This is a genomic window from Phormidium sp. FACHB-592 (assembly GCF_014695795.1).
Taxonomy (GTDB): domain Bacteria; phylum Cyanobacteriota; class Cyanobacteriia; order Leptolyngbyales; family Leptolyngbyaceae; genus Stenomitos.
This window is the reverse complement of the sequence record NZ_JACJOZ010000075.1, coordinates 52,006-64,556: the sequence shown is the minus strand read 5'-3', so window position 1 is coordinate 64,556 and position 12,551 is coordinate 52,006. Positions and strand designations below refer to the sequence as shown.

Sequence of the window (12,551 nt, the reverse complement as noted above, 5' to 3'; positions counted from 1 at the left end):
ATACTCTCAGGGGTAGTAGGAACTAGTCGATGTGCTCACTCATTGAGTCATCAAAGGCTTAACGTGTCAATTTTTGTTGCTAGAGTGATTTGCGTAAGTGCCATATGGCACACAAAACATTTGCATCTAAGCGCAATTCAAGTACAGCAGCAGTGGCTAGATAGCTGATTACAACGTGACTCAAACTCATGCACACAATGATCGCTGCTCCGATGTCTCAGTTAAACTCCAGTATCCGCCTCTTACTGATCGAAGATAATGATATCAGTCGTCAACTGATGCATGACTTTTTAGGGCACTGTGGCTATTGTGTCCGTAGTCTTGCAAGTGGCTCGACGTTTGCTCAAGAAATGGCGCAGTTTCGACCGCACCTGGTTTTGCTCGACCTAAAACTGCCAGATGTTGATGGGTTTACGTTGCTGGAGCAGGCGCAACAAGCATCAGAGTGGTCAGAAATCCCAATTATTGTTGTTTCAGCGTTTGCCTTTCAGTCCGATCGACAGCGTGCCTTAAATTTAGGTGCGCGGCAATATTTGGTCAAGCCTGTGGTGCTACCGCAAATTCAGCAGGCTATTAGTGATGAACTAAAGCACCGCATGATTTAAGCAACCGTTCTACTTAATAAACTGTTCTACTTAACCAACCGTTCTACTGATCAATGCAGTTCGTTCTCGATCGCCACGCTAAAGAACGTTTCAAGTAGAACGATCACAAGTCATTATTGACCTTTTTGTTGAGAAACAAAGGTTTCGACTCGTCGGCTCAGTGCCTGCACGGTGTTACCAGCTTGAGAAACCTGAGCGGAAAGTTCTGCAATCAATAGGGTTGCAGCTTGAAGCTGGTTAAGGGCTTGTTCTAGTTCTTCACGGGTTTGTGATTCAAACTCTTCGAGCGTCATATGACAATAATCAGTGTACGTGTGTTTAATTGGATACACTGCAATCTTAGCAATTACGGAGACGATCGACCTTAGTTGCGTTTGAAGTCTCGATAGATTCGTTTAAAATTGAGATGAAGTCCTACAGCAAAGTCCTACCTGTGACACCTGCAAAAGTTCTGACACTGGTTAAAGATCCAGAGCGCTTGGAAAGCCGCCTCAAAGAGATTCCAGCGGAGTCGGGCGTTTACTATATGCGGGATGTAAATGATCAGATTCTCTACATCGGAAAATCAAAAAAGCTGCGATCGCGCGTCCGCTCTTATTTTCGTGATAGCCAGGGGCTGAGTCCTCGGATTGCGTTGATGGTCAAGCAAGTTGCGGAAATTGAGTTTATTGTTACGGATACTGAAGCTGAAGCATTGGCGCTAGAAGCTAATCTAGTCAAGCAGCACCAGCCTCATTTCAATGTGCTGCTGAAAGACGATAAAAAGTATCCTTATCTCTGCATCACATGGTCAGAACCGTATCCCCGCATTTTCATCACGCGCAGGCGGCGGCTCGGTAAGGAAAAAGACCGCTACTACGGTCCCTACGTCGATACTGGGCTGCTGCGCCAAACGCTGCATCTGGTCAAGCGGATCTTTCCCTTGCGGCAACGCCCCCAGCCGTTGTTTAAGGATCGTCCTTGCCTGAACTACGATATTGGTCGCTGCCCCGGTGTGTGTCAGGCATTGGTGACGCCCGAGGAATACCACAAGATTGTGCAAAAGGTCGCGATGATCTTCCAGGGACGATCACGCGAACTGTCTGACGTTCTGACAGCTCAAATGGAAAAGGCAGCGGAGTCGCTCAACTTTGAGCAAGCGGCAAAAATTCGTGATCAGATTGCTGGGCTGAAGCTGTTAGGCGCTGACCAGAAGGTCTCGATGGCAGACGATACTATTTCGCGGGATGCGATCGCCCTTGCGGCTGATGACCAATACGCCTGTGTGCAGCTTTTTCAAATTCGTGCAGGGCGACTGGTCGGACGTTTGGGCTTTGTTGCCGATGCCCAATCTGGTTCCTCAGGAGCCATCCTTCAGCGCGTCCTTGAAGAACATTACCAAACAGTGGATGCGGTTGAAATCCCTGCTGAGATTATCGTGCAGCATGAATTGCCTGAAGCGGACATGCTGGGAGAGTTTCTCAGTCAGACGAAAGGACGCAAGGTGGCGATCGTCACTCCGCAACGTCAGGTCAAAGCTGAGATGATCGAGATGGTGGAGCGCAATGCTGGCTATGAGCTGGCACGGACGCAACGGTTTGCCGATCGCAATGCTCAGGCAATGCTTGACCTTGCTACTATTCTGGATCTACCCGAACTACCGCGTCGCATCGAAGGTTATGACATTTCTCATATTCAGGGTTCTGATGCCGTTGCGTCGCAGGTTGTCTTTATCGATGGGCTACCTGCCAAACAGCACTATCGCCATTACAAAATTAAAACGCCTACCGTCGTCTCTGGACACTCCGACGATTTTGCCAGCATGGCAGAGGTGATCGGTCGCCGCTTTCGTAAGTATGCTGCGCTCAAAGAAAAGGGCGAGTTGGTGAAAGCCGAACAAGATTCTGTTCTTAGTCGCCATGTGTCGGCGACGGCTGATTTTCCCGATCTGGTGATGATTGATGGCGGTAAGGGGCAGCTTTCGGCTGTCGTGGCGATTTTGCGAGAGCTAAACTTGCTGGACGATGTTAAAGTCGTTAGCCTTGCGAAACAGCGAGAAGAAATTTTTCTACCAGGAGAATCACTCCCGCTGAAAACGGAGGCAGAGCAACCAGGAGTGCAAGTATTGCGTCGGTTACGCGATGAGGCTCACCGTTTTGCAGTGAGCTTCCACCGTCAGCAGCGTAGTGAGCGCATGAGACGATCGCGTCTTGACGACATCCCTGGGCTGGGGCACCATCGTCAAAAGCAACTGCTGGCTACGTTTCGGTCGATCGACTATGTACGAGAGGCAACACCGACCCAAATTGCTACCGTTCCGGGCATTGGTCCTCGTCTAGCGCAGCAGATCTACGACTATTTCCACCCGACACAAGACGCGGCAGAACCAGAGGCAGTTACGAATTAGTGGTTAGTGGTCAGTGGTCAGCAGTCAGCGATCAGCAGTTGGCGATCGCAATTTATCTTTCGGGAAGCAGACTATAGCTCTACATACCATGCTTTTCTCTCACGCTACTAAGCTGACGGCTGACGGCTGACGGCTAATAGCTGAAATCAGTCCTTAACCATTGCTTCACAATTCAGTATGTACTGATAATTTTGTGTTCTAAAGCCGCTTCTGGCTTTAACCCCGCCGGGTTCTGTGTTGTACTGGAAGGCAGCAAGCAGCTTCAGGCTAGCTTGTAAACCTGGGGTGAACAGAGCGATCATTTTGGGCACTCTACCCTTAATCTTCCTCTGTGAAGTTGAGGGGCATAGTCTGAAATACTGACTGGGCAGAATTAGACAACGATGGAGCCTCGTAATGGCAAATGGTGTTGGCAGGAGGGTGTGTGACTAGCTCACAAACGGTTGGAGTCGTGGTCATTGGGCGGAACGAAGGCGAGCGCCTGGTTCGTAGCTTGGATTCGGTCGTGGATGGCTTGCGTCCCGTTGTGTATGTGGACTCTGGCTCGACGGATGGAAGCTGTGAGGCAGCCCGCGATCGCGGCGTAACGGTCGTCAATCTCGATTTGTCCCTTCCTTTTACAGCCGCCCGTGCCCGTAATGCTGGCTTTGAGCGGCTACGTGAGCAATCTCCTCAAGTTGAGTACGTCCAATTTATTGATGGTGACTGCGAAGTTGCAGCTGGTTGGCTTGAAGCAGCGGCGATCGCTTTAGATCAGCATCCTACTGTTGTTGCCGTTTGTGGCTGGCGACGCGAACGCTATCCTGATCGCAGCCCGTATAACCGGATTTGTGATGTTGAGTGGCGGATGGGTCATGTTGGCGAAACCACTCATTTTGGTGGCGACGTGATGCTTCGTGCCAGCGCCTTCGCAGCCGTCGGTGGCTATAACAGTGGTGTGATTGCGGCTGAGGACGATGAACTGAGTGTCCGCTTGCGGCAAGCAAATGGCTCTATTCTTCGGATCGATCACGATAGTACTCTGCACGATGCCAATATCCATCGGCTGTCCCAGTGGTGGCAACGGGCAAAGCGCTGTGGGTATGCCTATGCTCAGGTTTCTAGCCTGCATGGTGCGCCGCCAGAACGCAAGTTTGTGAAGGAGATCCGGCGAACCTGGCTGTGGGGTGTACTGGTGCCATTGGGCGCGATCGCCCTCACGCCCTTTACTGCTGGACTTTCCCTCCTGGTTTTGGGACGCTATCCGCTGACGGCATTGCGAACGATTCTAGGCACACGTAAACGTGGGTTTTCCTGGGGCGAGAGCATTCCTTGGGGGGTGTCCTGTGGCGCGTCCGTGTTTCCAGAAGCCTTTGGGGTGGTCAAGTTTACGGGCGATCGCCTGCTCCATAGACAGCACGAAATTATTGAATATAAGGGTGCTCAAACACCCATTGCCGATACCATTCAAATCACAGGGAGATAGCCTATGTCAGCCAGTAACGGACAAAGCAAACCGATCGCCGTCGCGCTTCTTGGGGCAGGCTACATTTCTGACTACCACTTCGCGGCACTGCGCCAGTTACCAAACGTTGAAGTGCGTGCCATCTGTGACCTGAACAAGCGACTAGCAGAGCAATTTGCCCAGTCAAAAGGTATTCCAACTGTCTACTCTGATCTCGGCAAGATGCTGTCTGAGGAGCGTCTGGATGCGGTTCACATTCTTACGCCGCCTCATGTCCACTTTGCTACAGGCTGCCAGGTAGTTGAAGCAGGGGTCGATGCCTTCATTGAAAAGCCGTTGTGCCATCGAGTCAGCGACTGTCAGGAACTCCGCCGCCGGGCTGAAACGACCGGGCGATCGATCGGCGTCAGTCATAATTTTCTCTACTTCCCAGCTTACGAAAGGCTGGTGGCGGATCTGCGCAGTGGGCGGCTCGGTCGCGTCGATCAGATTGATATTGTCTGGAACAAAGAGCTAGGCCAGTTATCGGGTGGACCTTACGGTGCATGGATGCTCCAGACACCGAAGAATATTTTGTTTGAAGTCGCACCGCACTCCTTTACGCATCTGGTTCACCTCATTGGGCAACCAGATTCGCTGTCGGTGGATGTGAACGATCGCATTGATCTGCCCCGTGGGCTAGAGTTCTACCGCCGTTGGGAAGTGCGCGGCTGGAAGGGCAACACTAGCATTCGACTGCGGTTTTCGTTCATCGACGGCTATCCAGAGCATTACATCCATATACGTGGCACTAATGCAGTCGCTCATGTGGATTTTGAAAACAACACTTACACCTGCCAGGAACACACGCCGTATCTGCTCGATGTCGATCGCTTCGCCACGGTTGCTACGGTTGCTCGTGATTCTATGGCGCAGGCGACTGGCACCTTAGCGAACTTTGTTCTCTCCAAAGCGGGACTATCGAAGGTTTCTGCTCCCTTCTCTTACAGCATTGCGCGAACGGTTGAAAGTTTCTATGCTACCCGCAGTGCCAAGCTTGATGAGCGTATCGACCCGTCTCTAGGAGAAGGCGCGATCGCTCTAGCAGAGTGGATTGCCCGCGAAACCCATTTGCCAGAGCCTCAAACAGAACCTTTTGCGCTGAATCAGCCTGCTCCAACAGAGCTGCCAAAGTCTAATGTGCTAGTTATTGGTGGCACTGGTTTTATCGGTCAGGCATTGGTGCAACGCTTACGGCAAGATGGGCACGGGGTTCGCATTCTCGCCCGTGATCCCAACAACTGCTCACCCGCGCTGCGTAGTCTAGGTGTCGAACTAGCGAAAGGCGATTTTGCCGACGCAAACGCGGTTAGTGCAGCGCTTGAGGGCATTGAGTATGTCTACCATCTGGCGCGCGGTAACGGCAAAACCTGGGACGACTACCTCAAAACCGATGTGGAACCAACCCGTAAAGTTGCGGAGCTGTGTCTGGAGCATGGCGTAAAGCGGTTGTTTTATGCATCGTCGATCGCTATCTACTACGCAGGCAACGGTGCTGGGACGATTACCGAAGAAACAAAACCTCACGAAGGGATGCTGCGGGTTGCGCCTTATCCGCGCTCGAAGGTCGAAAACGAACGAATCTTGCTTCAGCTTCAGCGCGAAAAGGGTTTGCCGGTCGTCATTTTCCGCCCCGGTGTGGTTCTTGGCCGCGGCGGAAATCCCTATCACTGGGGCATTGCCGCCTGGCCTTACAACTCTGTGTGCCGCTTATGGGGTGATGGCAACAGCAAACTGCCGATCGTCCTGGTTGATGATGTCGCTGATGCGATGGCACGTGCGATCGCGGTTCCTGGTATTGAAGGCGAGTCCTATAACCTCACTAGCGAACCCCAGATTTCTGCTAACGACTACCTGGATGAATTTGAGCAACGTGCTGGGTTAAAGCTACGACGCATTCCCACCGCTAGCTGGCGCAACTATTCGGAAGCGTTAGTGAAATGGGCAGTGAAGAGCCTGGGACGTGATCCCAATGCCGCATTCCCCAGCTATGCCGACTGGGAAGGTCGCAGTTTTGCTGCGGTCTTCGACTCTTCCAAAGCGGAGCGCCAGCTTGGCTGGTCGCCTGTCAAAGACCGCACAACCCTCATTAAAGAAGGCGTTCATGCTCCGGCTGATGAGTTCTTTGCCTAGTAACTCGTCTGTGTCCTAAAGGGGGCGGTAGACGCGGTAGTTAATGTTGGGGAAGATATTGTCGATCGCCTCTACCTTCTCCAACCAACCCGCATCCACTTTGCCCTGCTTAATTTCCTCGTAGAGCTTGTGAAAGCGCATCAGGTGCGATCGTGTCCGGCGCACGGCATAGGGCACCATCGTGCCAGTACGCATGATAAATGCCCAGTCAGACGATTGCGCCAATAACAATTCGCGTGCAGCCTGATTGAGCGATCGCCAGCCCAGTTCATCTTCTGGCTCATTTTTTGCCAGTTCAATCATCCGTTCTGTTGCTTTATGGAGGTGGGGATAAATCCAGGCGTTGGTTTCATTCAGCCAGTACTCGTGAAACCCCTTGTAGCCCCAGCTTGATTGGGAAGGATTTGACACCTGTTGGGTTTGATTCCCTTGCAAGTAATCTGCCAGATGCGTCATCTCAAAGGTGCCCTGGTCAAACCACGCCTTGCGGAACAGATAGTCGATAAACCAGGGACCTTCGTACCACCAATGCCCAAATAATTCCGCATCGTACGGCGAGACGATGATGGGCTTGCGCTGCATCATGCCGTAAAGATGTTCGACTTGGCGCTCCCGATTATAAGCAAAGTTGCCAGCGTTCTCTGCTGCTTTTTCGCGTGCCCAGTAGGGATCGTAGAGTTGCTTGTCGCCCAGTCCTAAACCTTTGCCAGTGATCTTGTGATACTTAATGCCCACATTCTTGCGCTGCCCGTTGGGCATTACGTAAGGCTTAATGTATTCGTACTCGGCATCCCAGCCCAAATCGCGATAGAACTCGCGATATTCGCTAGCACCGGGATAGCCCACTTCTGATGACCAAACCTGCTGCGACGATTCGTGGTCACGCCCAAAAGCAGCTACACCGGTAGGGGTAAAGATGGGCGCATAGGTGCCAAAACGGGGACGAGGACGGGCATAGAGAATGCCGTGCCCATCAGTGAGAAAGTAGCGCAAGCCAGCATCCGCTAGCATCCGCTCAACCCCTTCATAGTAAGCACATTCGGGTAGCCAGATGCCCTTCGGAGCGCGTCCAAACGTGTCCTCGTAGTGCTCGCAGGCAACTTTAATCTGCGCCCACACGGCTTGCGGGTACATCTTCATTAAGGGGAAGTAGCCGTGAGTTGCGCCGCAGGTAATGATTTCAAGATTATTGGACTCGGCAAACTGGTTGAAGGCTTTAATGAGGTTGCGATCGTACTTCTCCCAGACCTGCCGCACTTGGTTAAACTCTTTGGCATAATACTCTGCCAAATACTTGAGGTGCCCATTGTGCGCGTTGCGATCGATTTCCATCTCTGCCAGTTCTTCAAGCTGGGCTAGATGCTCGTCATAGCGTTGTTGCAGCAGCGGATCGAGCAACATCGACACCAACGGCGGAGTCATGCTCATGGTGATCTTAAAGTCAACGCCGTCTCGCTTTAACCCCTCAAAAACCTGTAGGAGCGGGATATAGGTTTCTGTAATGGCTTCATAGAGCCACTCTTCTTCCAGCACGTAGTCGCTTTCGGGATGGCGAACAAAAGGTAGGTGGGCGTGGAGAACGAGGGCGAGATATCCAATACTCATAAGAACGTCGAGTTAGAGGGTGAGCGGGTGTTGCGAGTCGGCTTGCCAAGCATTGTAGAGCGAAATGGCAACTGAAAGATGGGTTCGTTATCTCTTTGAGGCGTGAGGCGTAAGGGGTAAGGAACATTTTATAGGGACGTTACGTGTAACCTCCCTACTGTAGTCTCTAGACGTTAACAAGGTTTGCCCAAAGAACTGTCCTGAAACACTGTGACAGTCTTGCTGGGGGCTTGGTTGACTTTGTGCCCGATCGACAGTTTGCGAGTATCCTGATGCTAAATGATTTGTCGAGTCAAGTTTTTTCCCTCAGTGCTCTGCCATGACTCAGCCGCATCTTCTTGAACTTGCGAAACAGGGTGATCCACAGGCGATCGCGACACTCATTAATGCCACGCTAGAGCCGCAGGGAGTTACAGCAGAGACTTTTGTTGAAGTGGATTGTCTCCATGTGTTTCTCAATGCTGCTCGTCCGTTAAATGCACAAACATTAGTAGCGTTTGTGCGACGAGGCATTCTCCGCTTGGAGGTGGCGTCTATTCAACAGGTGCAGGTGTATGGGAAGCGCCTTGGCGAGGAGCAGCCTCACTGGGTTGAAACGTTTACAGTGCCTCGATCGCCAGTAGCTGAAACCTCAGAGGCACCTTCTAACGCTCCAGAGTCTCGATCGCCAGTAGCTGAAACCTCAGAGACACCTTCTAACGCTCCAGAGTCTAGTCCTAGTGCCCCAGATTCTAACGTCCCAGATTTTAGCACCCCAGATTTTAACGTCTCAGATTTTGATAGCTCGGATTCTAGCGCCTCAGACTCTAGTGTTACGACGGATTCTTCTAGCGATCACTCAACTCAATTTGATACGTGGAAGCAGCGCTGGATAAAGGCTAAAGCAAACATTCAAGCTCTACGTTCTCAAAATTCACAGTCTCAAGACTCATCTTCACAAGATTCACCACAGCCTCAAGCGCCTTCGCCTCGTGTTTTGGTGACGTGGAATGACGCACTCCAGCAGATCAGTGCGCGGTTGCCCTGGCGCGATCGCTCTTTCCCAGAGGCACCCAACGACTCGCCAACTGGCGATCGTTCGGTTAACTATCTTAAGGTGTCAGCAATCGTGACAGTGGTGTCTTTTGTTGCGGGTGGAGCGGTTGCGCTCATTGCCCATTCCTATGCCTGGGGCGGTGCGGAACGAAAGGCGGGTGAAAAAATCTCCACAATTTCCTCTGGCAACCAGATGTCCCCTCAGGTAAAGGCAGAGCGTACGCGCGACCAGCAGCAGACAGCGGCTAGAAACTACCTGGACACAATGAATAAAGCGCAGCAAGCATTCTATCGTCAGAATACTCGCTTTGCCGTCACATTAGAGGAACTGGAGCGGTTTGCAGCTGTTCCGATCGCCGTTTACAGCGACTACACCTACAAGCTCACAGTACCCAACAACAATCAAGCTCAACTTACTGCAATTCCGAAAGCTGAAGGCTTAAAGAGCTACACGGCAGCCGTTGCGATCGCGAAGCCAACCAACAAGTTCGTCACAGCAATTTGTGCGTCTCAACAGGCTGCAAAGGTGCCGCCGTTAGTCTTTCAGTCAACGAATGGGGCAGTTCAATGTCCGGCTGATCCTGCTAAAGCATTGTGATCTTGCCAAAACATCATGATTTGAGATTGCTCTAGAGTGCCCTTCAAAGTTTTGCGCCTGCATCTTCTCACCAGTTTTTAAGCATAGCTTTAGCACGAGCGCGACTCTCGCAAGAGACTAAAGACAGAGGTTCGCGCTTATGGCTCGTCTCTCGATCGGTATATTCTTCGTTAATGTTTGCTGATCCTTTCACCTAAAGGCAGACGCGAATGCTCTAGAGAAAGCTTTAATCTCCATAAGAAGACATATCCTGGTAGCCTGAGCTTGAGCTTCTTGCTGTCTTAAGGTTTCCCCCTTACCTGAGACAACAGAGTTTTTGTCAGTCTTTAAGGCTAGTACCTCCATAGCTAACGGGCTTAAGACTGTATGGGCTTAAACTCTTGGAAGTGAAGGGAGACTGGGATTTTTCGCTTTGCACTTCGTCCTGATCTGTATGACTGCTCGATTAAGGCGTTAAGCATCACCTTTTGCAGCGTCTTGAAAGATGTAAGTGATCGCTCGTCTGGAGACAGCCTCAGTCGTCAGCGATTGCCTCAGTAACTTGGGGAACGAGAAATACACCGTCGCCATTACGCAAGGAGATCCGTTTAGTGACCACTGTGCAATCAGAATTGTCTCGCCTGCGCTGGATTACGCTTAATTCATCAGAAGCGCTGATCCGCGAGGGAGAAGATGTTATTCAAGGGCTAGAGCAAACGCCAAAGACGCTCCCTTGCCGCTATTTTTATGACGATCGCGGCTCTCAATTCTTTGAACAAATTTGCGATTTGCCAGAGTACTATCCCACTCGTACTGAGCAGTCAATTTTAGAAACTTATGCCTCTGAAATTGCTCAACTAACAGGGGCTTGCGAATTGGTAGAGCTAGGCAGCGGCAGCTCTCGCAAAACTCGGTTGCTGCTAGAGGCATACAGTCAGTTCAGCGATCCATTGCAGTATTGCCCGATCGACGTTAGCGCTGGCATTCTTAAAACCACCGCGCTGGAGCTACTACATCAATACCCCAAACTCAAACTGTGCGGGTTAGCTGGAACCTATGAGCAGGCACTAGATCAACTGCCCCCAGCTGAATTGGAGAACCGGATGCTGATCTTTTTAGGCAGCACGATCGGTAATCTCAGTGAAGCAGAGTATCAACAATTTCTCGATCGTGTCCGTAAGGCGCTTCAGCCTGGAGAATTTTTTCTGTTGGGCGTTGATTTGCAAAAAGATCCAGCGATTCTTGAAGCCGCTTATAACGATGCTCAGGGCATTACGGCAGCGTTTAATCTCAATAGCTTGAGTCACTTAAACTGGCGGTTTCAAGGCAATTTCAACCTTGAGCAGTTTGACCATTGGGCGTTTTACAACACGACTGAGCATCAAATTGAGATGCATCTCCGCAGTTTGGTCACGCAAACGATCGCACTAGAAGCCTTAGCATTTCAGACGACGCTCCAGGCTGGTGAAACCATTCGCACCGAAATCTCACGCAAGTTCCACCTGCCAACCCTGGTCAAAACACTGGAGACATACGCGTTTCAACCATTACAAGTCTGGACTGATCCAAACAACTGGTTTGGTCTACTACTCTGTCAGCGCCAGTGCATCAGCGATGAGTGTCCCTAACGCTAACGCTAGCAAGAACGCTAACAGTAGCAAGAGGATGGTTGCAATATTGTTAAAGGCCTCGTTCCTGTGTCAAAGCGATCGCCCCGTTCGCCTTAGAGAAGCGGTAGTCGTGGGCGATCGCTACTCTTAGCCCTTGAGTCCCTCTGCTCTGCTCCTTGTTGAAATATGCCTCTTACAGCACTAAAAAGACATTCCACCCAGGGTGCAAAGAGTGTCTTTAAGAGGCATTACCAGAGGACTAACTGCGCTGCCTGATTGAAAAACTGCCGACAAATACCCCAACTTACAAGCAGCGTCGTAGTGAGAGTAGCAAACGCTAGCATGAACATGACTAGCATTTGGTAAGTAGCTGCCAAGAGAGGATCGGCTCCGGCTAAAATCTGCCCCGTCATAATGCCTGGTAGAGTAACAATACCGACGACCATCATGGTGTTGACGGTTGGAATAAGTCCCGCTTTGATGGCATCTTTGCGGTATTGCGCGATCGCCTGCTGAGGTGTAGCGCCCAAACTTAGGTGAGTTTCAATCTCTAGCTGGCTGTTGTTTAGGGTGCTGACCAGACGTTCTCCCACGATCGCGGCACCATTCATCGCATTGCCCAGCACAATGCCTGCTAAGGGAATGACGTACTGTGGTTCATACCAAACTTGCGGTCGGATCACCAGTAGGCTCGTATACGCTAGGGTCAAAACCGTGCTAATTAGAATGGAGCCACCGACCAGGGGCAGCATGTGCGGCACTTTTTTGCTAATTCGATTACGAGCGACGATCGTGGCGATCGCTAGCATCACTCCCAGCACCATTAGCACTGCCCAGGGATTGCGAAGGGCGAATACTGCTGCCAGCACGTAGCCTACGACCAACAATTGCATAACTGTACGTCCGGTGGCGACGGCTAAATTCCACTCCAATCCCAGCCGTTGCCAGGCTGAGAGGGCAATGGCGATCGCCATCATGCCCAATGCCCAAACAATTTGTAACGGTGAATCCATAATAGAGTTGTTGGTTGTAACGCCCTGGGGACAGATTAGAACGTTATGGATGCTAAAAGAAAGCAAGCAGCAGCCGACCAGCAGTCAACAACTTCAACTCATCA

General features: G+C 51.2%; 9 protein-coding genes. 6 read left to right on the top strand and 3 right to left on the bottom strand.

What is annotated here, in order from left to right; all coding sequences use genetic code 11:
• Positions 1-197: 197 nt before the first annotated feature.
• Complete coding sequence (locus tag H6F86_RS21830) at positions 198-605, top strand: response regulator (protein WP_190451671.1); 408 nt, start codon at positions 198-200, stop codon at positions 603-605.
• Positions 606-718: 113 nt separating this feature from the next.
• On the opposite strand, the gene H6F86_RS21825 is transcribed toward H6F86_RS21830, so the two are convergent.
• Positions 719-898, bottom strand: a complete 180-nt coding sequence (locus tag H6F86_RS21825) for a hypothetical protein (protein WP_190451192.1) — start codon at positions 896-898, stop codon at positions 719-721.
• A 113-nt stretch (positions 899-1,011) separates the two neighbouring features.
• Here H6F86_RS21825 and uvrC point away from each other — a divergent pair, with 113 nt between their 5' ends.
• From uvrC to H6F86_RS21815, 3 genes are all read left to right on the top strand, one after another.
• Positions 1,012-2,991: an excinuclease ABC subunit UvrC gene (uvrC, locus tag H6F86_RS21820; protein WP_190451191.1), complete on the top strand. Its 1,980-nt coding sequence runs from the start codon at positions 1,012-1,014 to the stop codon at positions 2,989-2,991.
• Positions 2,992-3,415: 424 nt separating this feature from the next.
• A complete protein-coding gene (locus H6F86_RS31675) occupies positions 3,416-4,456 on the top strand; it encodes a glycosyltransferase family A protein (protein WP_347240874.1) in 1,041 nt (346 codons plus the stop codon).
• Between the two features lie 3 nt (positions 4,457-4,459).
• Positions 4,460-6,607, top strand: coding sequence for an NAD-dependent epimerase/dehydratase family protein (locus H6F86_RS21815; RefSeq protein ID WP_199305412.1), 2,148 nt, complete (start codon positions 4,460-4,462; stop codon positions 6,605-6,607).
• A 15-nt stretch (positions 6,608-6,622) separates the two neighbouring features.
• Here the strand turns inward: H6F86_RS21815 and H6F86_RS21810 are convergent, their stop codons facing one another.
• Positions 6,623-8,212 (bottom strand): glycoside hydrolase family 57 protein, encoded by a 1,590-nt coding sequence (locus tag H6F86_RS21810; RefSeq protein ID WP_190451189.1) that lies wholly within the window; start codon positions 8,210-8,212, stop codon positions 6,623-6,625.
• A 319-nt stretch (positions 8,213-8,531) separates the two neighbouring features.
• Here H6F86_RS21810 and H6F86_RS21805 point away from each other — a divergent pair, with 319 nt between their 5' ends.
• Together H6F86_RS21805 and egtD are read left to right on the top strand one after the other, a co-directional pair.
• Complete coding sequence (locus H6F86_RS21805) at positions 8,532-9,845, top strand: type IV pilin-like G/H family protein (RefSeq protein WP_190451188.1); 1,314 nt, start codon at positions 8,532-8,534, stop codon at positions 9,843-9,845.
• Positions 9,846-10,435: 590 nt separating this feature from the next.
• A complete protein-coding gene (gene egtD / locus H6F86_RS21800; protein WP_190451187.1) occupies positions 10,436-11,452 on the top strand; it encodes an L-histidine N(alpha)-methyltransferase in 1,017 nt (338 codons plus the stop codon).
• 230 nt (positions 11,453-11,682) lie between these two features.
• Here egtD and fetB read toward each other — a convergent pair whose 3' ends face one another.
• Positions 11,683-12,447 carry an iron export ABC transporter permease subunit FetB gene (fetB, locus tag H6F86_RS21795; protein WP_190451186.1) on the bottom strand — a complete coding sequence of 255 codons (765 nt, stop codon included), beginning with the start codon at positions 12,445-12,447 and terminating at the stop codon, positions 11,683-11,685.
• Between the last annotated feature and the right edge of the window lie 104 nt (positions 12,448-12,551).

Excerpts from the sequence above, each read along its gene's own strand:
- fetB (WP_190451186.1), bottom strand. The coding sequence starts at position 12,447 with ATGGATTCACCGTTACAAATTGTTTGGGCATTGGGCATGATGGCGATC.
- H6F86_RS21810 (WP_190451189.1), bottom strand. The coding sequence starts at position 8,212 with ATGAGTATTGGATATCTCGCCCTCGTTCTCCACGCCCACCTACCTTTT.
- H6F86_RS21825 (WP_190451192.1), bottom strand. The coding sequence starts at position 898 with ATGACGCTCGAAGAGTTTGAATCACAAACCCGTGAAGAACTAGAACAA.
- H6F86_RS21805 (WP_190451188.1), top strand. The coding sequence starts at position 8,532 with ATGACTCAGCCGCATCTTCTTGAACTTGCGAAACAGGGTGATCCACAG.
- H6F86_RS21815 (WP_199305412.1), top strand. The coding sequence starts at position 4,460 with ATGTCAGCCAGTAACGGACAAAGCAAACCGATCGCCGTCGCGCTTCTT.
- H6F86_RS21830 (WP_190451671.1), top strand. The coding sequence starts at position 198 with ATGATCGCTGCTCCGATGTCTCAGTTAAACTCCAGTATCCGCCTCTTA.
- uvrC (WP_190451191.1), top strand. The coding sequence starts at position 1,012 with ATGAAGTCCTACAGCAAAGTCCTACCTGTGACACCTGCAAAAGTTCTG.